The organism is Chromobacterium sp. CCUG 30098 (assembly GCF_059916605.1).
In genome coordinates, this window is the sequence record NZ_JAUCGS010000011.1 from 56,184 (window position 1) to 77,844 (window position 21,661).

Annotated in this window: 22 protein-coding genes; 7 read left to right on the forward strand and 15 right to left on the reverse strand. The window is 64.0% G+C overall.

Annotated features, from left to right (window positions below; all coding sequences use genetic code 11):
• The first annotated feature begins 4 nt into the window (after positions 1-4).
• From QUG03_RS20385 to QUG03_RS20415, 7 genes are all read left to right on the forward strand, one after another.
• Complete coding sequence (locus QUG03_RS20385; protein WP_474456165.1) at positions 5-835, forward strand: aspartate dehydrogenase; 831 nt, start codon at positions 5-7, stop codon at positions 833-835.
• Positions 836-843: 8 nt separating this feature from the next.
• Complete coding sequence (locus QUG03_RS20390) at positions 844-2,322, forward strand: aldehyde dehydrogenase (protein ID WP_500820819.1); 1,479 nt, start codon at positions 844-846, stop codon at positions 2,320-2,322.
• 40 nt (positions 2,323-2,362) lie between these two features.
• On the forward strand, positions 2,363-3,337 hold the full coding sequence (locus QUG03_RS20395; RefSeq protein ID WP_500820820.1) for a VOC family protein: 975 nt from the start codon (positions 2,363-2,365) through the stop codon (positions 3,335-3,337).
• Positions 3,338-3,364: 27 nt separating this feature from the next.
• Complete coding sequence (locus QUG03_RS20400; protein ID WP_500820821.1) at positions 3,365-3,595, forward strand: recombinase-like helix-turn-helix domain-containing protein; 231 nt, start codon at positions 3,365-3,367, stop codon at positions 3,593-3,595.
• Between the two features lie 19 nt (positions 3,596-3,614).
• Positions 3,615-4,637 (forward strand): Rieske 2Fe-2S domain-containing protein, encoded by a 1,023-nt coding sequence (locus QUG03_RS20405; RefSeq protein ID WP_500820822.1) that lies wholly within the window; start codon positions 3,615-3,617, stop codon positions 4,635-4,637.
• Between the two features lie 51 nt (positions 4,638-4,688).
• Positions 4,689-5,648, forward strand: coding sequence for a PDR/VanB family oxidoreductase (locus QUG03_RS20410; protein WP_474456160.1), 960 nt, complete (start codon positions 4,689-4,691; stop codon positions 5,646-5,648).
• A 143-nt stretch (positions 5,649-5,791) separates the two neighbouring features.
• Complete coding sequence (locus QUG03_RS20415; RefSeq protein ID WP_500820824.1) at positions 5,792-7,066, forward strand: MFS transporter; 1,275 nt, start codon at positions 5,792-5,794, stop codon at positions 7,064-7,066.
• 55 nt (positions 7,067-7,121) lie between these two features.
• On the opposite strand, the gene QUG03_RS20420 is transcribed toward QUG03_RS20415, so the two are convergent.
• From QUG03_RS20420 to QUG03_RS20490, 15 genes are all read right to left on the reverse strand, one after another.
• Positions 7,122-8,018 (reverse strand): alpha/beta fold hydrolase, encoded by an 897-nt coding sequence (locus QUG03_RS20420; RefSeq protein ID WP_500820825.1) that lies wholly within the window; start codon positions 8,016-8,018, stop codon positions 7,122-7,124.
• Between the two features lie 38 nt (positions 8,019-8,056).
• Positions 8,057-8,635 (reverse strand): uracil-DNA glycosylase family protein, encoded by a 579-nt coding sequence (locus tag QUG03_RS20425; RefSeq protein WP_500820826.1) that lies wholly within the window; start codon positions 8,633-8,635, stop codon positions 8,057-8,059.
• A 12-nt stretch (positions 8,636-8,647) separates the two neighbouring features.
• Positions 8,648-9,811, reverse strand: coding sequence for a cell division protein ZapE (zapE, locus tag QUG03_RS20430; protein WP_500820828.1), 1,164 nt, complete (start codon positions 9,809-9,811; stop codon positions 8,648-8,650).
• 170 nt (positions 9,812-9,981) lie between these two features.
• Positions 9,982-10,605: a thiol:disulfide interchange protein DsbA/DsbL gene (locus tag QUG03_RS20435; RefSeq protein ID WP_500820830.1), complete on the reverse strand. Its 624-nt coding sequence runs from the start codon at positions 10,603-10,605 to the stop codon at positions 9,982-9,984.
• 47 nt (positions 10,606-10,652) lie between these two features.
• On the reverse strand, positions 10,653-10,985 hold the full coding sequence (locus QUG03_RS20440; protein ID WP_500820831.1) for a hypothetical protein: 333 nt from the start codon (positions 10,983-10,985) through the stop codon (positions 10,653-10,655).
• Positions 10,986-11,276: 291 nt separating this feature from the next.
• Entirely contained in the window at positions 11,277-11,588 is a 312-nt protein-coding gene (locus tag QUG03_RS20445; protein WP_474456154.1) for a DUF1484 family protein, read from the reverse strand.
• A 151-nt stretch (positions 11,589-11,739) separates the two neighbouring features.
• Positions 11,740-13,068: an amidase gene (locus QUG03_RS20450; RefSeq protein ID WP_474456153.1), complete on the reverse strand. Its 1,329-nt coding sequence runs from the start codon at positions 13,066-13,068 to the stop codon at positions 11,740-11,742.
• 186 nt (positions 13,069-13,254) lie between these two features.
• Positions 13,255-13,461 (reverse strand): hypothetical protein, encoded by a 207-nt coding sequence (locus QUG03_RS20455; protein WP_500820832.1) that lies wholly within the window; start codon positions 13,459-13,461, stop codon positions 13,255-13,257.
• Positions 13,462-13,973: 512 nt separating this feature from the next.
• A complete protein-coding gene (locus QUG03_RS20460) occupies positions 13,974-14,687 on the reverse strand; it encodes a 5'-methylthioadenosine/S-adenosylhomocysteine nucleosidase family protein (RefSeq protein ID WP_500820833.1) in 714 nt (237 codons plus the stop codon).
• A 68-nt stretch (positions 14,688-14,755) separates the two neighbouring features.
• Positions 14,756-15,310 (reverse strand): DUF1120 domain-containing protein, encoded by a 555-nt coding sequence (locus QUG03_RS20465; RefSeq protein ID WP_500820834.1) that lies wholly within the window; start codon positions 15,308-15,310, stop codon positions 14,756-14,758.
• A 14-nt stretch (positions 15,311-15,324) separates the two neighbouring features.
• Positions 15,325-17,793, reverse strand: a complete 2,469-nt coding sequence (locus QUG03_RS20470) for a fimbria/pilus outer membrane usher protein (protein ID WP_500820835.1) — start codon at positions 17,791-17,793, stop codon at positions 15,325-15,327.
• Between the two features lie 24 nt (positions 17,794-17,817).
• Positions 17,818-18,525: a fimbria/pilus chaperone family protein gene (locus QUG03_RS20475; RefSeq protein WP_500820836.1), complete on the reverse strand. Its 708-nt coding sequence runs from the start codon at positions 18,523-18,525 to the stop codon at positions 17,818-17,820.
• 126 nt (positions 18,526-18,651) lie between these two features.
• Entirely contained in the window at positions 18,652-19,347 is a 696-nt protein-coding gene (locus tag QUG03_RS20480) for a DUF1120 domain-containing protein (RefSeq protein ID WP_500820837.1), read from the reverse strand.
• Between the two features lie 200 nt (positions 19,348-19,547).
• On the reverse strand, positions 19,548-20,498 hold the full coding sequence (locus QUG03_RS20485) for an alpha/beta hydrolase (RefSeq protein WP_500820838.1): 951 nt from the start codon (positions 20,496-20,498) through the stop codon (positions 19,548-19,550).
• 171 nt (positions 20,499-20,669) lie between these two features.
• The gene (locus tag QUG03_RS20490) at positions 20,670-21,272 is read right to left on the reverse strand and encodes a response regulator (RefSeq protein ID WP_474456145.1); all 603 of its coding nucleotides are present in this window, start codon (positions 21,270-21,272) and stop codon (positions 20,670-20,672) included.
• Between the last annotated feature and the right edge of the window lie 389 nt (positions 21,273-21,661).

Consider the following 21,661-nt stretch of genomic DNA (forward strand, 5'->3'; position numbering starts at 1 on the left):
GCCCATGAACCGCTCTCATCCCAAACCCGTGCTGGACATCGCCCTGGTGGGCTGCGGCGCCGTCGGCGCCGGCGTGCTGGAGGGGATCGCTGCGGAGCCGGCCCTGCGCGTCGACCAGGTGCTGGTGCCCGCGCCGGACGACGCCCGCGTCCGCGACACCCTGGCCCGCCTCGCCCCGCAGGCGAGGCCGCGGCGCGCGCTGGACCCGAACGCGCCCGCGCCGGATCTGCTGGTGGAATGCGCCGGCCACGCCGCCGTCGCCCAACACGTGCTGCCGGCGCTGGAGCGCGGCATCGACTGCCTGATCGTCTCCGCCGGCGCCTTGACCGAAGACGGTTTGGCGGAACGGCTGGAACAGGCGGCCCGGCGCGGCGGCGCGCAAGCGCGGTTGCTCTCCGGCGCCGTCGGCGCCATCGACGCGCTGGCCGCCGCTCGTCTGGGGGAGCTGGAACAGGTGAGCTACACCGGCCGCAAGCCGCCGCTGGCCTGGCGCGGCACGCCGGCGGAACGGGATTGGGATCTGGCGGCCTTGAGCCAGGCGCAATTGATCTTCTCCGGCAGCGCGCGGGAAGCGGCGCGGCGTTTTCCCAAGAACGCCAACGTCGCCGCCACCGTGGCGCTGGCCAGCCTGGGCCTGGACCGGGTGCAGGTCCGGCTCTACGCCGACCCGGCCGTCCACGGCAACCAGCATTGCATAGACGCCCGCGGCGGCTTCGGCGAGCTCAGTCTCAGCCTGCAAGGCCAAGCGCTGCCCGGCAACCCGAAAACCTCCGCCCTCACGGTTTACAGCGTGGTCCGAGCCTTGCTCAACCATGTCCGGGCCATCGCCATCTAGGAGCCATCATGAGCACACTCTCCTCCCCCCTGCCCATCTGCGTCGCCGGCGCGTGGCGGCCAGGTCGCGGCGATCTCTATCACAGCCGCTACCCCGCCACCGACGAAGCCGTGGCCTGTCTGCACGCCGCCAGCCTGGACGATGTGGAAGAAGCCGTCCAGGGCGCGCAACGCGCCTTCGACGCCAGCGGCTGGCCGCAGTGGAAGCCGCACCAACGCGCGCGGGTGCTCTACCGCGTGGCCGAAGGCATCCGCGCGCGCGCCGAAGAACTGGCCCAGTTGCAAAGACTGGACAACGGCAAACCCATCCGGGAAACCCGCGCCTTGGTGGCCAGCGCCGCCGACACCTTTCAATTCTTCGCCGCCGCATGCGAAACACTGGAAGACAGCGTCACCCCCTCGCGCGGCGATTATCTGAGCCTGAGCCTGCACGAGCCCATGGGCGTGGTGGCCGCCATCACCCCCTGGAACTCCCCCATCGCCAGCGAGGCGCAAAAACTGGCGCCGGCCCTGGCCGCCGGCAACGCCGTGGTGCTGAAACCGGCCGAGGCCACGCCGCTGCTGGCGCTGGAGTTGGCCAGAATCTGCGAACAGGCCGGCCTGCCCAAGGGCCTGCTCAGCGTGCTGCCAGGCAAGGGCTCGCTGATCGGCGACGCCATCGCGCGTCATCCGCTGGTGCGGCGCGTGGCCTTTACCGGCGGCACCGCCACCGGCCGCCACATCGCCGCGCTGGCGGCGCAAAAACTGATGCCGGTATCGCTGGAGCTGGGCGGCAAATCCCCGACCATCGTGTTTGCCGACGCCGACCTCGACCACGCCGTGGCCGGCGTGCTCTACGGCATCTTCAGCTCCTCCGGCGAATCCTGTGTCGCCGGCTCCCGGCTCTTCATCGCCCGCCCGCTGTACGCCGATTTCATCGCCCGGCTGTCGGCCGGCGCCCGGCATTTGCGCCTGGGCGACCCGGCCGACCCCGCCACCCAGATGGGGCCGCTGATCAGCGCCGCCCACCGCGAGCAGGTGGAAGCCCATGTGGCGCGCGCGCTGGAAGACGGCGGCCGCCTGCTCTGCGGCGGCGAGCGTCCGCGCGGCGCCCTGTTTGATCGCGGCCATTACTACCCGCCCACCATCGTCGACGGCCTGGACAACCAGGCGCGGCTATGCCGGGACGAGGTGTTCGGCCCGGTGCTGGCGGCGCTGCCCTTCGACGACGAGGCCGACCTGATCGCCCAGGCCAACGACAGCGTCTACGCGCTGGCGGCCGGCGTCTGGACCCGAGACGCGCAACGCGCCTGGCGGATGGCGCGCGCGCTGCAGGCCGGCACCGTATGGATCAACACCTACAAGCAGTTCTCGGCGGCCACCCCCTTCGGCGGCTGGCGTGACAGCGGGCTGGGCCGCGAAAAAGGCCGCCACGGCATCTTGCAGTATATGGAACAGAAAGGCGTGTACTGGGGGCTGAACCCCGAGCCGTTGCCCTGGGCTCGCTAAACCGCATTCCACCGGCTTCACAACAAGAGGAGGATCCGCCATGGCGGTGCTTGGCATAGACGAAGTGAACTATCGCGCGGCCGATCTGGCCGCCTGCAAACGCTTTTTCCTGGATTGGGGACTGCGCCTGGAGCGGGAAAGCGATCAGCAACTGGAGTTCCGCAGCCTCAACGACTGCGTGGTGCGCGTCTCCCATCCGGACCTGCCCGGACTGCCCGCCGGCCTGGAGGAAGGGCCCACCTTGGTGGAAGTGGTCTGGGGCGTTGAAAGCGCCGGCGATCTGGATCAATACGCCGCGCGGCTGCGCAATCTGCCCGGCTTCCGGCTCGAAGCGGAGCGGCTGCGCTGCCAGGACCCTTGCGGCCTGAGCATCGCGCTGCAAGTCAGCCGCAAGCGCCCGCTGCAACTGGACTGCGCCCGCTTCAACAGCTGGAGCGAACGGCCGCGCGTGGATCAGCGCGCCCCGGTTTACGAACGCGCCCAACCGATAGAAGTGGGTCATGTGGTGCTCTTCGTCGACCAGCGCGAAGCCATGGTGCGCTTTTACTGCGACCGGCTGGGTTTCGCCCTGTCCGACCAATACCCGCAACGCGGCAGCTTCCTGCGCTGCGCGCCGCGCGGCGGCCACCACGACCTGTTCCTGCTGCAATTGCCCAGTGGCAAGAAAGGCCTCAACCACGTGGCTTTCGCCGTGCGCGACATACACGAAGTGATAGGCGGCGGCCTGGCCATGGACCGGCTCGGCTGGAAAACCGAACTGGGCCCGGGCCGCCACCCCATCTCCTCGGCCTACTTCTGGTACTTCGAAAACCCGGCCGGCGGCCTGGTCGAGTACTACAGCGACGAAGACGAACTGACCGAAGCCTGGCAGCCGCGCGATTTCGAGCCCGGCCCGGAACGCTTCGCGGAATGGGCGGTGGCCGGCGGCCTGGACGGCCATACCCGCCGCCCCAAACACGCCGAGACGCCGCGTCGGGGCTTTCTCACCGACAAAACCGGCGAAACCGACCGCTAAACCGCACCCCGTCCCAAGGAGAACCCCATGAGCCGAGTCATCCCGTCCCGCTATCTGGAGCCCCGCCAGGCGCAGCAAACCGCCCCCACGCCTTACGAAGACCTACTGGGCGACGCCCTCGAACGGGCTTACGCGCAGGAAGTCCACGAGCTGAGCAGCCTGGTGGCCCACCTGAACCAGCACGGCCCGTCCGCGCCCAACGGCGGCAGCTGGAACGAAGCGCTGTTCCGCGCCGAAATGGCGCGTCTGGCCAAATAAAACTACCGAGGAGAACATCATGAGCGATTTCAGCATGGAACAGATCGACGCCTACCTGGCCAAGGGCCTCAAAGACCGCTGGCACATGGTCTGTCCGTCCAGTTTCGTCAACGACCGCGCCGTCAGCCTGCGCCGCCTTGGCTACAAGCTGGCGCTGTGGCGCGAGCCCGCCAGCGGCAAGGTCCACTGCCTGGAAGACCACTGCCCGCACCGCGGCGCGCCGCTGTCCATGGGCTTTGTGCTGGGCGACCGCCTGGGCTGCGCTTATCACGGCGTGGAAGTCGACTGCCGCGGCACCGTCACCCGGGTGCCGGGCAGCCCCGGCTGCAAACTGGAAGGCGCCAAGGCCACACTCGCTTTTCACGTGGAGGAGCAGGCCGGCATGATCTTCATCTACAACGCCAGCCAAGAGGTGGACGCGCCGCCTCCGCTGCGGCTGCCGGAATATCTGAGCTCCGAGGAATGGAGCCACTTCCCTTGTTATGTGGAATGGGGCAACGACTACCGCTACGCGGCCGACAATGTAATGGACCCAATGCACGGCGCCTTTCTGCACAAGCAATCCCACACCATGTCCGAGGGCGCCAGCCAGGCTGAATTCGCCATCCGGGATCTGGAACAGGGTTTCGTCTTTGAGAAAACCGGGCAGAAGAACGTCAACTTTGACTGGACCGAGCTCATAGACGACGGCGCGGCGATGTGGCACCGGCTGGAAATCCCCTACCCCAAGACCGGCGGCCCCGGCGGCAACTTCACCATCATCGGCATGTACACCCCGATCAGCCGCGAACTGTGCGCGGTGGTGTTCTGGCGTTGCCGCAAGGTCAGCGGCTGGCAGCGCGATGCCTGGCGCTTTCTGTATAAAAACCGGCTGGAGGCGCGTCACTGGCAGGTGCTGGAACAAGACCGGGTGGCCTTGGAAAACATGGAGCTGGACGCTTGGGACCGGGAGTTCCTGTACCAGCACGATATGGGCATCGTGCGCCAGCGCCGCTATCTGCGCCGCCTCGCCGCCGAACAGATGGCTGCCGCTCAAGGCTGAACCCCGCGTCGGAGCGGCCATGCCGCTCCACGCCCGCAACGAGATCCCGCCATGACTCAAACCCTGCTCACCCTGCGCCTGGAGGCGATGCGTCGCGAAGCCGACGGCGTGCTCAGCCTGGAGCTGGCCCGGCCGGACGGCGGCCCGCTGCCGCAAGCCGAGGCCGGCGCCCACATCGATCTGCACCTGCCCAACGGCATGGCGCGCAGCTACTCGCTGGTCACGCCGCGCTGCGCGCCGCGCGCCTACGTGGTGGCCGTCCAGCTGGACCGCGCCAGCCGCGGCGGCTCTCTCTACATCCATCAGCAGCTGCGCGTCGGCGCGGAACTGCCGGCTTCCGCGCCCCGCAATCATTTCCGACTGGAAGAAAGCGCCGGCCAAACCGTGCTGATCGCCGGCGGCATCGGCATCACGCCCATCTACAGCATGTACGCGCGGATGCGCGGACTGGGCCGGCCGGTCAGCCTGCTCTACTGCGCCCGCGCGCGCGAACAGGCGGCGCTGGCCGACGACATCGCCCGCGGCGGCCAGCCGATAGACTGGCATATCGACGCCGAAGCCGGCTGCCCGCCCAAGCTCGCCGGCTTTCTGGAACGCTTCCCCGCCGACAGCCATTTCTATTGCTGCGGCCCCGGCCCCATGCTGGACAGCTTTGAGCAAATATGCGCGGACCTGGCCCTGCCCCATGTCCACATCGAACGCTTCGCCGCCAAGCCCGCCGCGCAGGCCGACGCCGCCGAGCGCGCGCCCTACGAAGTGGTGCTGGCCCAAAGCGGGCGCAAGCTCAATGTGGCCGCCGGCCAATCCCTGCTCGACGCCTTGCTGGCCCACGGAGTCAAGGTTGACTGCAGCTGCCGGGAAGGCATTTGCGGCGCTTGCGAAACCCGGGTGCTGGACGGCGAGCCGGAGCACCGCGACTCGGTGCTGAGCCCGGCCGAGCGCCGGGCCGGCAACACCATGATGATCTGCGTCTCCGGCTGCAAGAGCCGGCAGCTGGTCCTGGATCTGTAAAACGCGCGCCCGCGATGGGCGCGACGGTCTCCCCCTTCACCACAACCAGCCCCAGGCGGGCCGGCGGGGAGCCTTTGCGCCCGCCCGCCGCCGGCGCGCCTCGAGCGGCAACAAGACCGCCCCACGCAATAGGAGAAAGAGCAATGAACACACGCAATCAACGCTGGCTGGGCGTGGCCACGCTATTCCTGGTGGTCGCCATTTCCTACGTAGACCGGATCAATATCGCGGTGCTGATCACCCAGAACGACTTTCTGCGCCACCTGGGCATCACCGTGCACGATCGCGGCGCGCAAGGATTGCTGGCCACCGCCTTCATGGCCGGTTACGGCCTGTCCGCCATCCTGTTCACCCCATTTTGCGCCGCTTTGTTCGGCGTGCGCCGCAGCCTGATCTACGGGCTGTGCCTTTGGGGGCTGATCACCTTCGTTTCGCCCTGGTTCAACAGCTACGGCATGTTGCTGACGTCGCGCGCGCTGCTCGGCTTCGCCGAAGGGCCGCTGTTCGCGCTGGGCTCCTCCTACATCAAGGCCCATTTCGACAGCGGGGAAAGCGGCAAGCCCAACGCCTTGTTCAATATGGGCACCGGCCTCGGGCTGGCCGTCGGCTATCCGCTGATCGGCTACACCGTGGCGCTGCTGGACTGGGAATCGTCCTTCCACCTGCTGGGTCTGCTCAATGTGCTGCTGGGCGTGCCGCTGGTGCTGGCCTTCGTGCGCATGCCCCTCTCTTACGCCGCCTTGCCGCGGCCGGAGTCCCCGCGCGCCGCGCTCGCCACCGTGGCCGATCTGTTCCGGGGGGCCTTCCACACCCGCCACATCCTGACCATGACCCTGCTCACCGCCGCTTTTCTCGCCTATCTGTGGGGCAGCAGCAACTGGCTGCCGGCCTATCTGCAACAGGCGCGCGGCTTCTCCCTGCGCGAAATGGGCTGGCTGGCCTCGCTGCCGCAATACGCGGTGGTGTTGGGCGTGCTGCTGGGCGGCCTGCTGCTGGACGTCACCCCGCGCCGCCGCGTGCCTTTGATCTTCGTCTTCGCCAGCCTGGGCGTGGCGCTGGCGGTGCTGCTGGCCATCAACAGCACGGACCGTTACGCCGCCGCCTATTGCCTGACCGCCGCCGGGCTGTGCTGGGGCCTGCAAAGCCCGGCGATCCCCAGCACCGTCCAGTACTACGCGCGGGCCGAGCACGTGGCTTGCGCCTTCGGCATCACCAATGGCGTGGGCGGGCTGACGGCCGGCTTCATGCCGGTGCTGATGGGTTGGCTGATCGGTCTGAGCGGCGACAGCGGCGGCGGCTTCGCCATGGGCTTCGCCAGCCTGATAGGCACCCAGCTGGTGGTGATCGCCTGCGGCCTGGCCTTGCTGCGCGGGGACGCCGTCGCGACGGCTCAGGCGCAAGCCAGGCCGGCGGCCTGAGGCCGGCCGGCGTCAAGGAGGAGGCGCGCCGCTCGCGGCGCTCGTCAACCGGTTCTCAGACGCCGGATCGCCGCCGCATAAAATCCAGCCACAGCTCCGCCACCTGGCGCGGCTGTTCCATCATCGGCAGATGGCCCACCCGCTCCAGCACCCGCTTTTCGCTGCCGGCGATGGCGGCGGCGAAGCAATCCGCGTCCTCCACGTGCAGGATGCGGTCCTCGCGGCCCCAGACGATCAGCGTCGGCGCCTGGATGCCGGCCAGCAGCGGCCGCTGGTCCACGCTGTCGAACAGATCGTCGAAAATCTTGCGCTCCACCGCGGCTCGCTCCGCCTTGCGCGCCGCCGCCACCTCAATGGCGAAACCGGGCACCCGCGGCGGCCGGTACATCGCCCAGTCCAGCATCGCCCGCACCCCGTCCGCGCTGCTCATGTCCAACATTGGGTTTTCCCCGCTGCGCTGCCACAGCTCGGCCATTTCACTGGCGCTGACGCCGGCGCCGGCGGCGTTGAGCAGGGTCAGGCTGGCCGCCGACTGCGGATAGCGCGCGGCGAAGTTGGCGGCGATGGCGCCGCCCATGGAGTTGCCGATCAGATGGACGCGCTCCGCGCCCCAGACCTTCAGAAAGGCATGCAGCCGGTCCGCCTGCGCCTCCACCCGGTAACTGATGTCCAGGCCGGACATGCTGTCGCCGTGACCGGGCAGATCCGGCGCGATCAGGCGCAAGGTCTTGGGCAGGCAGCGCGCCAGCATCGCCCAGTGGTCTTTCTCCGCGCCGAAGCCGTGCAACATCACCACCACCGCCGCGCCGGCCGGCGCCGGACGCTCCAGCCAGCTCAACTCGCCCTGCTCCAGGCGCCGCCGCCGCGGCCTCAGCCCGGCCCAGCGCCGTTGCTGGCGCACGCCCCAGTCAAACAACCATTGCTTGCCGTTCCAGATCCAGCGTCGCCACATTGCGGCCTCCTTGGAGAGAAATCGATGATGAACCGCGCTCAGCCCTGCAGCGCCTGCGCCACCCGTTGCCGCAAAGCCGGCAGCAACTCGGCCTCGAACCAGGGGTGGCGGCGAAACCACAGCTGATTGCGCGGACTGGGGTGGGGCAGCGGCAGCAGCGCCGGCCAGTGTTCGCGCCAACGCTCCACCGCCTCGGTCAGCCGCGGATAACGGCCCGGCAGGTGGTAGCGCTGCGCGTACTGGCCCAGCAAAATCGTCAATTGCACATGCGGCAGGCCGTCCAGCAAGGGCTGACGCCAGGCGGCCGCGCATTGCGGCGGCGGCGGCAGGTCGCCGGACTTGCCGGTGCCGGGATAACAGAAAGCCATCGGCAGGATGGCGATGCGGGTCTCGTCGTAAAACACCGTCTTGTCCACGCCCAGCCAATCGCGCAGGCGCTCGCCGCTGGGGTCGTCGAACGGCAGGCCGGACGCGTGCACGCGCCGCCCCGGCGCCTGGCCGGCGATCAGGATCCGCGCGTCCGGATGCCATTGCAGCACCGGGCGCGGGCCATGCGGCAGGCTGTCCGCGCACAGCCGGCAGGCGCGCACTTGCCGCAGCAGGCCGGCGGCGTCCATGCGCGTCGCCGCTTACAGCACCACGCCGGCCGGCGGCTGGTCGTGGGTCTGGCCGACGGACTGGTGCGGCAGCTCCAGATAGCTGCGCGACTGCATCTCGGTCAGCCGGCTGGCGGTGCGGAAGAATTCGCCGGCCTGCACCCCCTCGGTGTACAGCTGTTCCGGCTCGGCGGCGGCGGAAGCCACCAGCTTGACGCGGTTGTCGTAGAACACGTCCACCAGCCAGGTGAAGCGGCGGGCGATGGACGCCTCGCGCGCGGTGATCTTGGGAATGCCGCTGACGAAGACGGTATGGTATTCGGTGGCGATTTCCAGGTAATCCGTCTGCGCGCGCGGGCCGTCGCACAAGGCCGGGAAGTCGAACCAGATCGCCCCGGCGGCCAGGCGCTTGACCGGAATCTCGCGGCCCAGCACCTCGATGGAGCGCTTTTTCTGCTCCACGCCGTGGCTCAGGCGCTGGAACAGCTGCTCCATCTTCTCCTCGCTGGCCGCGTCCGCCGGCACCATGAACAGCGGTTCGCGCGTCAGCTCGCGCAGCCGGTAATCGTTGCCGCCGTCCACGTTCAGCACTTTCAGCTCGCGCTTGATCAGTTCAATGGTGGGCAGGAAGTTCTGCCTTTGCAGGCCGTTGGGATAGAGGCCGTCCGGCGCGTAGTTGGAGGTGGTGACCAGCACCACGCCGCGATCGAAAAGCGCCGACAGCAGCCGGCCCAACATCATCGCGTCGGCGATGTCGCTGACGTGGAATTCATCGAAGCACAGCAGACGGGTGTCGCGGGCGATCTTGTCGGCATAGGCCAGCAAGGGATCCTTGCTGCCGGCCAGCGCGCGCAACTCGCGGTGCACCTCGGCCATGAAATTGTGGAAATGAATGCGGCGCTTGCGGCGGTAAGGCACGCAGGCGTAGAAGGCGTCCATCAGAAAGCTCTTGCCGCGCCCCACCCCGCCCCAGAAATACAGGCCTTTGGGCACATCCGGGCTGCGCAGGCTGCGCCCGAGGAAGCGATTGCGCTTGTTCTTGAACTCCACCAGCTGATGCCACAGCAGGTCCAGCTCCTCGATCGCCGCCGCCTGGGCCGCGTCGTGGATGAAGCCGGGTTTTTCGCTGGCGGCCTGATACCAGGCCTTGGGGCTGAGATGGGCGTTCCCATCCGGGGAAAAAGTATGCTGGGACATGGGCGGCGGAGTGTGCAAACGCTATAAACGATACGGTCTGCCATCATACCCCGTTTGGACCTGCGGGCAAAAACGATGCGGCCGCCCGATAAGGCGGCGGCGTGTTCTCAAGAAGCGGCTCAATGCCCGCCGCGCGTGGCGATGCGGCAATGAACCGCTTGTCGAAACATTCAGACCTGGCCGTTTCTTTGCGCCCTCACCTTGGCCAGCAGCGCGTCCAACACTTCCCGGGTCCGCTCCGGCGGAGCCGCGGCAATCGCGTACTTGCCGTCCACCACCAGCATCGGCGTGCTGAAAATCCGGTAGTCCTTGGTAAACTTGGCGATGGCCTCCACCTGGGCCTTGACCGCGAAGGAGCGATACACCGCCATGGTCTTGGCCGCGTCCACGCCCGGCTGGCGGCGCAGCCACTTCTCAAACTCCGCCTCGCTGCCCAAATTGATCTTGTCGTGCTGCACCGCGCGGAACGCCGCGCCATGCAAACGGTCCGTCAGGCCGGACACGTTCAAAGTGGCGAACACTCGCGCATACCCTTCCATCGGCTTGCCCCACACCACATGCTTGCGCACCACGCGCACATCCGCCGGCTGGGTCTTCAGCCAGGCGGATACCGTTGTGTCCTGAGCGTAACAATGTCGACATGGATAAGAGAAAAACTCGGCCACCTCGATCTTGTCGCCGCTGGACACTGGATGCGGCTTAGGCAGCACCAGATAATCCTTGCCCACCACGATCTGGGCTTGCGCCGCACCCAAGGCCAACAAAAACCAGCACAATAGCAAAAATGTTCTCATGAAAACTCCGCTCATATGGACTCCGTCACCAGCCAACCAGTTCAGACTCAGGCCGTGACCAGCAAAGTCGGCACCTCGGCTGTCTTTTCCGCCTTATTCAGCGTGACACTCGTCGTCTCTGGAGAGCGCAGACGCTGCAACTCTTCCTTCAACAACTTGACCTCTTCCTGCATTTTTTGGCGTATGTCCGCCTCTGCCTTGCGCACGTCCAGGCTCAGTTTTTTCTCCATTTCCGTAGTCAATCTTTCATCAAGGAACGACTCGTACTTCTTGAACAACTCATCGCGAAAAACATCCAGCTGCAAGCGCAGCATGAGGTTTTCCTCCTCCATTTCGGCCAATTTGTGCTGGAACTGGGCGACATTCATATTGAAGTTCATGCTTTCTCCTAGCAGATGGCTCGCAAACGGCGCGATCAGCTCGTGCCGACAGGCCGGAGCGGGATTCCGGTTAAAAAAATATCCCTCTCCACGCAGGGAGAGGGAGGCAAACATAATGGGTTTGCAATAGACACTAGGCAGCTCAACACCGGGGGATCGGCGTGAGACCCTATGCGGCAGGGCGCCGCACAAGATGAGGCAAGTATGCGCAAGCCCGCCGTCAAAAAATATCTGACCAGTACGAAAAACCGGCCCTGACGCGCTTTTGCGCACACATCGCCGCGGCGGGGCTCAAACCAGGCGGTTAAGAACGTTCAAGCCCTGACCCAGCCGCTGCTGCACCGGCTCCAGCAAGGCCGCCGCCTCCTCGCTGCTGAACAGCAAGGGTTCGTCGCGGCGTTGCAGCACGGTCAGGATGGCTTGCAAACCGACATGGGCTGAGCGGATCTCCATCAAGCCCTGCAACAGGCAGGCGTCCATCTCCGCGCACTGCAAAGCCATCTGTCGGCCAAGATGAAACAGCGCGTGCTGATCCGGCTGGGCGTCGAGCAAATCCTGGTTCAACAGCTTCAGTTGCTCCATCATGGGTAATTGGCCTTTCATCACCGTTCTCCTTAATGAACCTGTTCAACGTCTGCCACATTGCATGATGAGTGCCGGCTTCAGAACGCTCATGCCCCACTTGCGCACTCCGCTTCTTCAGCCGTTTTCGCCTTGTCTCCCTCTCGCGCGCCAGACCTTGAACCGGTCCGGTTCAACACTCCAACACGCGCTCAATGCCGGCGGCGATTTTCAGGGTATGGGTATCGCGGCCATGCAGCCCGCACACGCTCAAACCGATCTGAGCCGTCAGCGGCAGGCTGAGCGCGCAGCCGTCCAGCAAATTGGCCACAGCGCTGTTGCGCTGAGCCAGCCGGTCCAAACGGCCGTAGTCCTCGTCGTCGTCCAGCTCCGCCAGCCTGGGCGGCAGAATCGCCACCGTGGGCATCAACCAGGCGTCGGCCATGGACAGGCGATGCGCGGCGACGGCTTGCAGCGTGCGGCGACGCTCCAGCAGCTCCAGATACCTGACCGCGCTCTGGCCGGCCCCCTGCCGCAGATGTCGGACCACGCGCGGGTCGTAGTAAGCGCCGTCCTCGCTCTCCAGCCGCTCGCCATGCCCGTGCCAGGCCTCGGCCGCCGCCAGCCCGCCCTGGGCGTCCATGTCCGCAATCCAGCCAAGCTCGGGGAAATCGAAACGTATGATGCGGGCGCCTGCCTGGGACAAACGCGCCAAAGCCTCGTCAAAAGCCTGGGCCACGGCGGGGTCCAGATGCTCGGCAAGATAGTCTTCGGTCACGTAAAGTCGGCGTTTTTTCACGTCAGGGGGCTGGCCGCGCGCATGAGAGGGCGTCCAGCCGCTGCTGAGCACCGCGTCCAGGATGGCGCAGCAAGAAACCGAGCGTCCCAGCGTTCCGATGGAATCCAGCGACGGCGACAAAGGCAGACAGCCCTGCATCGGCACCCGCTTCGCCGTGGCCTTGAAACCGACCAGGCCGCAAAAGGCCGCGGGAATGCGCGCCGAGCCGCCGGTGTCCGAGCCCAGCGCGGCAACGCTCATGCCCAGGGCCACGCTGACGGCCGCGCCGGAACTGGACCCTCCCGCCACGCGTTCCGGATCGCCGGGATTGCGCGGGGTGCCGTAATGCGGATTCAAGCCCAGGCTGGAGCAAGCGAACTCGCTCATATTGGTGCGTCCCAGCAGCACCGCGCCGGCCGCGCGCAGCTTCGCCACCACAGTTGCATCCTGCTGCACCGGCGGATTTTGCTTCCGCACCACGGAGCCGGCGGTGGTGATCTGGCCCTGGACGTCGAATAGGTCTTTGACCGATAGGGGAAGGCCCGCCAGCGGCGTGGGATAGAGACCGACGGCGTCGATCTGCCGGGCGGCGGCCAACGCGGCTTGGGCGTCCACATGGATAAAAGCCGCGCCTCCTGCCACCCTATGGCCGGCGATGGCGGTCAGCGCCTGCTCCGTCAGCTCCACGCTGCTGGTTCTGCCCAATTGCAAATCCCGATGCAACTGCATCACGGTCGCTTTCATTCCGCGCCCTCCCCGGCGTTGACGCGGCGGGCATCTCTCCCCTGCGGTTTCTCCACCGACGCCCGGCTGCGGCGCGCCCCAAACTCATGATGTTCCGACATGACGATCTCCCGACTACATTACGATGACTAAAGTGAACTCTCCGTGAAGATGTGAAACCCGCGCGCAGGCGCGGGCCGCCTCGGTTTACCGGGCGGCGTCCGGCTTCAAGCACGGCGCGGCGGCGGCCTCCGAATGGGCCGGCGCTGGCGGCGCGGTCTTGAGCGCCTCATCGGTTTCGATATAAAGGGTTTGCAGGCGGGCGGCGCAATCTTCCAGCACCTCAAGCGAGAGGCGCGCCAACAACTGCAGATGGGACGGTTCGCTGCCACTGCGCTTGGCTTGGATCGCCATGAGCGCGGAACGCAATACAGTGAAGCAATTCAGGGCCTGCGCGCAAGCAAACGCGGTTTGGGACAGCAAGTACTGGCGTTCTTGGCAAGTGGCCGGGGGTGGTTTGGCAAACGTGGGGGAAAAATCAGGAGGAGTCATTGCAGTCTCCAAGTCAGCTTTGGAAGCCTGCTCGGATACGAGCAGGAGCGTGACAAGGTGGCAAGACCGGTTCCATTGTTAAGACCGGCAGCTCCAGAGGAGCTCCCTGCCACGCCCTGCTCAGATGCAAGTGCGTGGCAACAGACGTACGGGGTCCTGGCGGACTCTGCTGGTCTGCGAACAATGGAATTAATAGGCTTGCCTGCCCGGCGCGGCGTTATTTGGCGCAGCGCGAGGCAAAGAGTACTGAGACGGGGGCGGAGCGTCAAGCCAAAGACCGCCTGGACAGACGGGAAGCGGAATGGGGTGTTTTAAAGAGCCTGTTCAAAGCCCGGCGAGCCAAAGCAGGACTTTGAACAGGTTCTTGGAAGGATTCAAATGGCGGACAGCAGCTTCAGCACCGCGGCGGACAGCCGCTCCGCACACAATGCAATGCCATGCTCGGGCGTGCCCTTATCCCGCCCTTGGCCGTCAATGATATTGCTGACCGCCCGCAGCACCAGCACCGGCGTGGAGCCTAGCCGGCGGGCGGCGCGCATCACGCCGGAGGACTCCATCTCAATCACGCCGCGGCCCAGCTCCAGCATCGCGGGAAACTTGTCGGCGGGCACCGGGAACTGGTTGCTGCTGAAGATCAGCCCCGGCTTCACCCCAGGCAGGGCTGTCAGCTTCGCCAACCAATAGGGGGCAGCATCCCATTCCGTTTCCAGCTGAGCATGCGTATTGCTGTTAAACAGGCAGGATTCAAACGGCGTGCCTTTCAGGATCTTGTCGATGCCGTAAAGATCCATCTGCACGACCTTGCTGCCGGCGACGACATCGCCGATCTCCCAGCCATCCCCCACCGCGCCCGAGGTCCCCAAAAACAAGACCAGGTCAATCTCGCGCTGCTGCAGCACCGCCAGCGTGGTCAAGGCGGCGTCTTCCGTGCCCACGCCGGTTTCCGCCAGGTAAAGCTGGTGGAGATTGTGTCTAAGGCTGCGACAGGACAAGGCGCCGAGCATGGGGTCCGGCGACCAGGTCGCGGACAGCTGTTGCGACAGGTGGGCGGATTCGGCGGGGAATGCCGACAATAGCAAGATGTTCATGTAGTGCCTCAATCGTAGGTGGTTTAACTGCGAAATCTCGCCGAGGATACGGCGAGTCCTTCCAACCCTTAGCCGGCGTCTTCCAGCAGCAAGCGCCCGCCGCTGTTCAAATGCTCCACATCGCGAGCGCGCAGCGCATCGGCCGCCACCTGCGCGTCCACCCAGATTTGCGCGGAGAACAGCTTGCCGCGCGCCGGCTTGCCGTCCGCCACCGCCCATATTCTATGTTCGGCGTCCACGGCCACCTCCGCCGCGGCAGGCTCCAGCGCCGCCTGCTCGGTGCGCACGGCGGCCAGCAGCACCGGCTGGCCGTCCAGTTGCGCCGCGCCCATGCTCATCCGGTAATGGCCCTTGCCGTTCCACAGCGCCATGCCCTTGGCGGCCGGCTCCGCCTCCAGCCGCAGCCGGATGGCGCTTGGCGCCTCGCATTGGATGCTCAACGTCATCCGCCGCTTGCCCAAGGCCAGCATCCCGGCTTGGGACCGCTCAGACGGGCCCTTGTTCAACACGCCATAATCCAGTTGCTCTCCGCTCAAGCGCATCACGCAGTTGTCGGCCAACACGGCCTGGCACAAGAGCAGGCCGGCCAGACCGACCGTTGCCCGCTTAATCATCGACTTCATTCCTTGCTCCTCTCTCACTCTTCCGCCCGGCAAACCGCGTCCAGCTGCTCGTAAAACACCTGCTCGTCCACCGTTTCCGGCAGCGCGAAATCCAGCTGACAACGGTTGCCGTTGGCCGTGGTCACGGTTAGCGCCTGCCCCGGCTCGGCATTGTCGAGGAAGACCTTGCCGCCTTCCACCACGCTGGTGACGAAACGATTGTCCGCCGTCAGCACCGACCCGCCGGCGCTCAGCGGCTGGCCCATGCCGTCCTTGACCTCCAGCAGCACACGGCGGGTCTGGAACACGTCGAATTCGACATGACGCACCGCGCCGCGGCTGACTTTCAGCTCCTTGTAGCCGTTTTTCAGCTCCACCGTGCGCGGCAAGCTCTTCACGTCCACTTCCAAGCGGCTGACGTCGTAAGCCGTCAAGTTGGGGATCACCGCGCGGCCGCCGGCGTCAGTCCACACCGCGCCGCCCGGCGTGTTGACCCGCACCCCGGACACCTTGCCGGTGGACAACACGCCGAAACTGTCCTGGATCTGCGCCGGTGACGCGGTAACGCCGTCGCGGTGGAACACCAGGCCGCCGCTCAGCCCGGCGGAAAAATGGCGGCCGGCATAGTTCTGTCCCATGCCCAGCCGGGCGCTGACGTAACGCGGTTGCACGTTGACATTGGCGCTCACCCCAGTGCCGCGGCGGCTCTGTTCCGCGCTCAGCTGATAGCCCCAATACTCGTTGACGGTTTCACTGACCGAGGTATTCAGGCTGGTGTCGCCGCCGCTGCTGCGCACGGTGCTGTTGATGCGGCGTTTTTCCAGCGGCAGGCTCAGATTCAGATACCAGGCTTGATAGCGACGGCCGTCAAAGGAGTTGCGGCCGTTCTCCACGTTCAGATTCAGCGACATCCGCTTGAAGGAGCGGCCCCAGCTGCCCAGCCAACGGCTGCTGACATGCCCGTCAAAGCTATGACTGGTGGAATAGGACAGCCGGAAGCTGCCGGCGCGCTGATGGCTCCAGCCCAGGGAGGCGGAATACTGGGCACGGGTGCGGCGCTTGCGCGCTTCGCCGGCCTGTTCTCGGCCATAAGCCGTCGTCGCCTCGCCCAGATCGCGGTAGCCCTCGGATTGAAACGAGGCCGACAAGGACGCGCTCAGCGCCTCGCTCATCCGCGTGCTCATCGCCCAGTTGGATTGATGGCCGAACACGCCCTCTTCCCGCGCATGGGAACTCACGCCGCGCGCACTCAAGCTGGTGTCGGCGCTCAGGCCAACATCCACCCCCAGGCCCAGGGCCTGGTATTGCGGCGTGCCGAGCGCACCCAGCGTCCCTTGCGCCCGTTGTCCCAGCGCCCAACTGCCGGAGCCGGTCAACAGCAAGGGGGCCTCGCCGTCGTCGGCATAGTCGCGCAAACGGCCCATGGCCAGCGAATAGCCCAGCGGCGCGGCCGCATCCAAGCCCAGGCTTGCCGCCGGCACGGTGAAGCGCCGCTCGCCGCCATCGCTTTCCACCACCGTCACTTCCAGATCGACATGGCGGTTGTTGAGGCGGATATGGTCAAAAGAGAACGGCCCCGCCGGCACTTGCGCGACATGGATCAACACCCCCGCCTGCCGCACTTCCACCCGCGCCACGCTATTGGCGATGCCCTCCACCCGCGCGCCGGGGCCGCCCTGCTCCAGGCCGCTCTCCGGCGTCCATTGCGCGCCCAGCAACTGACCGGCGGCAAACAGCGGACTGTCGACATTGATCACCCCCAGCTGCAGGCGCGCGCGCTGGGAGACGAAGGAGCGTTGGGCGTAAGCGCCCAGATCGCTGAACTGCCCCTGGCCGTTATTGGCGTAGTAGAACTGGCGGCTGCGCACAATCCAGTCGCCGACGTTGACGCCGGCCTCGGTGTCCAGCGACAAGCTGCGGCTGCCGCCGCCCAGGCCCTGATAGCTGCTCGCGCTGAGGTCGTAGTTCAGCATGCCGCCGACGCCGCCGCTTTCCAGCTGGATCTCTTCTTGCGGCTGCGGCAGGATGGCCGCGGTGGGCACCAACAAAGCCACCCGGTTCAGATTGGGGTTTAGCTGTACCTGGGTCCGCGGCCAAGCGCCGACAAAGTCGTAACAGCCCGGCGCCACCGAGACGCCCTCCGCCTCATCCGGCGGCGGACCTTGCAGCCGCGCTCGCTCCAACAATGCAGGGCTAAAGCACAGCTGGCCTTGCGCGTCGAACTCCACCTCCACCTCGCCCAACGCCTCGCCATTGAGCGACAAGCTCACTTGCTGACGCCCCTCGGCAAAGCGCGGCTTGCCGCGAAAGTACTCGGCCAAGGCCGGGTCCAGGCCGCGCGCGCGCAAGACATCGGCGTCGAACATCGCCTCATCCGCCGCTTCAACGTCCAGCGCCAGCGTCGTGCCCAGCGCTAACAGCAGGGCCGCCGCCAGCGGCCGGCGTTTCCAGGATCTTGCCGGCAGCCGGACATTAGCCCACGCCTCTCCACACCTGTTTTGCACCAGGGGTTCTTGTCCAACCGCCATTTAGCCGGCCTTGGTCGTCAAGGGCGCGTCATAGCTGTCCACGCTAAAGCCGTACAGAGTAGCCGGGTACAACCTGACTGCCTCGACCTCGGTATCCGTAACCGGGAACGACAGCGTTTGCCCCGGCAACACATAACTGCGCCCCAGCTGCACTACAGTACCCTGCGGCTGAAGATTCACCACTTGCGCCATCCGCACCACATAAGGGCTGTCATTAGCCAATGTCAGTTGCCCATCGCTCAAGGACCACTTCAACAATTTCCATGGCTCACGATTTACCGGCAAACCCTTGGGGTGGATCAGCAATGGCAAAACTTGGCGAACTGCAACCCTCACCTTCAAACTACCACTCCCCGATTTCTGCGGAATGCCTTCAAAAACCACCCGCTTCAGACGCTGAGTTTGCAATGAGTGCTTATTTAGCAACATAAAACGCACCTGCTGGGACTTACCCGCCTCTACCCTCGTCACCGGCGGCGTTAGCATCACCAGCGCTTCCTCATCGCCATCCTCCGACAGGTTTTCAATCTTTGAATACAAGAGCAGCGGTCGGTCTTCCGTGTTTTTCAACAACATCGAGCCACTTCCATCCGCTTCATTCAGTGACACTATTGTTGTCTCTGGCAGCATCCCATCAGCCTTGGCACCAATCGACATTAACATCCCAAAAAACAGAACCCCCCCCCAACCCATTACATTCACAAGCATAGCAATCACCCAAAAATCAAGATCCCTCCTCTTAATGAGGAGGGATCATAAACATTTAGCGCAACAGGCGCCAAATACAAACCCACACCCTTCAAACAATCTTCAACATAAAGTCAAGCACATCCATTAAATATAATTCAACTCCATAGTTACCAAACCAAAAAAATCTTCTTGATCGCCAATCTTCAAATTTTTATCAATCGAAATAGTATTGTTAATGGCGCCTTGAAATTTCTTAAAAGAAACAGGAACATTGTTCTTGTCCAGTGGGGTATAATATAATTTCTGACTCACATAACTGCTGCCACCATCCCTTTCACCCCCCCAACCACTCTTTCCATCATCAGACACTCCATACTTTACACCATCTACCACACCATCTTTTTCATTAAAAACCTTTAACGATTCATCCACCAAGGTAAAACGATGATATCCGAAATTTTCTCCCTTAGATGTCTTCCCCAACCCAAAACACTCACCCCTGCTGAATCTCTCTGGATTGAGAACAGAATTTACAGTTGAAGATTGACCATCAACAAATTTAACGCTTACTCTCGTAGCACTGCCACAATCTATGGAAAATGGCTGCTTCTTACTATGAGTAGTGACGTAAGCTTTACTTGTACTCGCTGCCACAGCTCGGCTATCAATTACTTCATAGTCAAATTCCCCTCCCGCTGCAAACACCACCTTACACGCCACTGGCTTAATAGAACCTTTCACGCTAAACTGGCCATTAACTAATGCACCACCAGAAGCGCCAGTTACCCCTCCAAAATACAACACACCAGTTAAGAAAATTAATTTTACAGTTGCTCTCATCTCAGTTCACCAAATTAATAAAACCGTTACTAGGAAACCATATTGTAATCACACATTACCAATAAAAACATATGACCAGTACGAAACCAGCTCAGAATAGCAAACACACCCCCCCAAACCCAATCCACCAAAACACCATTGCACCCCATTAAAACCCACACAAGAAAACGACATCACCCACCAATAAAAACAATAAAAAATCAATCATTTTCAACCATAAATCTTATAGATTCCGCCCATAAAAACCGACCGCGTCGATAACAAGCATCATGATCACCACCCCGCATAAACAACTTGAATTTAGGCTGCGGACTGAGTTGATAAAGGCGTTCACCCAATGCCATCGGTACCACTTCGTCGCCGGAGCAATGGATGAATAGTTTCGGCGCGGCAATGGCCGGCAATTTGGAATAGGAGGAGAAGTTATGGCGGATCAGCGCGTCAAACGGCAACCATGGGGCGATATAGGATTTGGCGATGTCCGCGACGGACAAGAAACCGCCGTCGATAATCACCCCGTCCACACCCAGCGACACCGCGGCCATGTCCATGGCGATGGCACCGCCCAGGGAGTGGCCGTACACCAGATGCTTGGACGCCTCCGGCGACAGCTTCTTGAACGCTTGCCAGGCGGCCCTGGCGTCGGCGTAGACCGAACGCTCGGATGGCAAGAACCATGCGCCGCCGCCATAGCCGCGGTAATCGATCGCCATCACCGCCAGGCCCAGCCGGCGCAGGCTGAGAATCAAATCGATATCGGTGTGCAAGGTGCTGTCGTTGCCGTGCAGAAACAGCACCGCCGGCGCGGCGGGCGATTCGGCCGGCAGCCACCACGCATGCACCAGGCCGCCGCCCTCCGCCTTGGCAACCGGCAGCCAGGTTTCCTGGTAAGTCACCCCGTAATCTTGCGGGGTTTTGCCGGTTTGATACGAGGGGCTGAGGATGAAGTATCGCTGCGCCACTTCCCATAAGCTCAGCGCCAGCAAAACGGCGGCCAACAAGGCCAGTATTTTTTTAAACGTGCCCATGCGCACGCCAGACTTTGAAACGCCACCCGCCATCAACAGTGCCCCCAGTTCAATATAAGCGCCATGCTCGCCTGCCTGCCGTCTTTCAGACCCAGGCAAAATCCAATCCGGCAGCTTAGCCATGCTCGGTGCGGGGGGATATTTGACCAGTACGAAATGCACGCCGCGCGGCGGGGAACACACGTTAAAACGACTATACTGGCCGGCCTATGCGTTAGCAGACACGCAGGATGCGCGGGAACCCGCGGCGGGGGAGCGGCACCAAGAAAGGGCCGCCGGGAGAAAAGGAAGGTATTAGGACTTGAGCAGCAGCAGCAGGTCCGCGTCGCGCTCCGCGCCCAGTTTGCGCATGGCGCTGGCTTTCTGGGTGCTGATGGTTTGCTTGCTACGCTTGAGTTTGGCCGCGATGTCGTTCACCGTCAGGCCGGCGACGAAGAGCCGCACCACTTCGGCTTCACGCGCGGTCAGCGTGCGCTTGGCGGCGGGCTGGGCCAGGTGGTCGGCCTCCAGCAGGCGCTCCACCGCAGGTGAGAAGTACGGCGTTTTGGCTCTGGCGGCGTACAAGGCCGGCAGCAGGTGTTCGGTGGCGTCCGATTTGCTCAGGATGCAGTGAATGCCCAGGCCGCGCAGCGAGCGCACCACCAGCGCGTTGTCCATCATGGTGAGCACCACGATGCCCAGTTCCGGGTATAGGCGGCGCAAGCGCTCGAACATGGCCACGCCGTCGCTAGACTCGCAGCCCGGCATGGAGTAATCGGACACCAGCACGTCGCAAGGCTGGCTGGCCAGCATGTCCCACAGAGCGGTGGCGCTATTGGCCTTACCCGCCACCTGGATGGAGCGCTGTCCTTGCAAGGCGTGCTCCAAGCCACTGAGCACCGAAGGATGGTCATCCACCAAGAAGACTTTTATTTCCGCTGTCACCATGTCGCTCTCACGAAATCTAAATAATTTTTTCTAGATAACCTACTTTTATAGCTAAGCAAATATCCTGAAAATGGTCAACAACCTAGCCAAACCTCCCACCGAAAACCGCATGCTCACCACAAGCTCGCCCTCCCCTCAAAGCCAGCCGCTCAGCCGCTTGCGGCGCATCCAGCGCGTCACTTTGTTTGGCGGGGCTGTCGCCATGTCGCTGATCCTGCTGCTCCTAACCATGTTGTCGCTCTGGCTAGCCGGCAAGGAAATGCTGGCGGACCGACACCGAATGTTTGATGCAGAAAATACAGCACTGAAGGTACTGCTACGAGGGCATGCAATCGATCTTCACCATCAGGTCAGCCAGG

What these genes read in the sequence shown, in the direction of transcription:
- QUG03_RS20385 (WP_474456165.1), top strand. Translation starts at nt 5, where the DNA reads ATGAACCGCTCTCATCCCAAACCCGTGCTGGACATCGCCCTGGTGGGC.
- QUG03_RS20390 (WP_500820819.1), top strand. Translation starts at nt 844, where the DNA reads ATGAGCACACTCTCCTCCCCCCTGCCCATCTGCGTCGCCGGCGCGTGG.
- QUG03_RS20395 (WP_500820820.1), top strand. Translation starts at nt 2,363, where the DNA reads ATGGCGGTGCTTGGCATAGACGAAGTGAACTATCGCGCGGCCGATCTG.
- QUG03_RS20400 (WP_500820821.1), top strand. Translation starts at nt 3,365, where the DNA reads ATGAGCCGAGTCATCCCGTCCCGCTATCTGGAGCCCCGCCAGGCGCAG.
- QUG03_RS20405 (WP_500820822.1), top strand. Translation starts at nt 3,615, where the DNA reads ATGAGCGATTTCAGCATGGAACAGATCGACGCCTACCTGGCCAAGGGC.
- QUG03_RS20410 (WP_474456160.1), top strand. Translation starts at nt 4,689, where the DNA reads ATGACTCAAACCCTGCTCACCCTGCGCCTGGAGGCGATGCGTCGCGAA.
- QUG03_RS20415 (WP_500820824.1), top strand. Translation starts at nt 5,792, where the DNA reads ATGAACACACGCAATCAACGCTGGCTGGGCGTGGCCACGCTATTCCTG.
- QUG03_RS20420 (WP_500820825.1), bottom strand. Translation starts at nt 8,018, where the DNA reads ATGTGGCGACGCTGGATCTGGAACGGCAAGCAATGGTTGTTTGACTGG.
- QUG03_RS20425 (WP_500820826.1), bottom strand. Translation starts at nt 8,635, where the DNA reads ATGGACGCCGCCGGCCTGCTGCGGCAAGTGCGCGCCTGCCGGCTGTGC.
- zapE (WP_500820828.1), bottom strand. Translation starts at nt 9,811, where the DNA reads ATGTCCCAGCATACTTTTTCCCCGGATGGGAACGCCCATCTCAGCCCC.
- QUG03_RS20435 (WP_500820830.1), bottom strand. Translation starts at nt 10,605, where the DNA reads ATGAGAACATTTTTGCTATTGTGCTGGTTTTTGTTGGCCTTGGGTGCG.
- QUG03_RS20440 (WP_500820831.1), bottom strand. Translation starts at nt 10,985, where the DNA reads ATGAACTTCAATATGAATGTCGCCCAGTTCCAGCACAAATTGGCCGAA.
- QUG03_RS20445 (WP_474456154.1), bottom strand. Translation starts at nt 11,588, where the DNA reads ATGAAAGGCCAATTACCCATGATGGAGCAACTGAAGCTGTTGAACCAG.
- QUG03_RS20450 (WP_474456153.1), bottom strand. Translation starts at nt 13,068, where the DNA reads ATGAAAGCGACCGTGATGCAGTTGCATCGGGATTTGCAATTGGGCAGA.
- QUG03_RS20455 (WP_500820832.1), bottom strand. Translation starts at nt 13,461, where the DNA reads ATGGCGATCCAAGCCAAGCGCAGTGGCAGCGAACCGTCCCATCTGCAG.
- QUG03_RS20460 (WP_500820833.1), bottom strand. Translation starts at nt 14,687, where the DNA reads ATGAACATCTTGCTATTGTCGGCATTCCCCGCCGAATCCGCCCACCTG.
- QUG03_RS20465 (WP_500820834.1), bottom strand. Translation starts at nt 15,310, where the DNA reads ATGAAGTCGATGATTAAGCGGGCAACGGTCGGTCTGGCCGGCCTGCTC.
- QUG03_RS20475 (WP_500820836.1), bottom strand. Translation starts at nt 18,525, where the DNA reads ATGCTTGTGAATGTAATGGGTTGGGGGGGGGTTCTGTTTTTTGGGATG.
- QUG03_RS20480 (WP_500820837.1), bottom strand. Translation starts at nt 19,347, where the DNA reads ATGAGAGCAACTGTAAAATTAATTTTCTTAACTGGTGTGTTGTATTTT.
- QUG03_RS20485 (WP_500820838.1), bottom strand. Translation starts at nt 20,498, where the DNA reads ATGGCTAAGCTGCCGGATTGGATTTTGCCTGGGTCTGAAAGACGGCAG.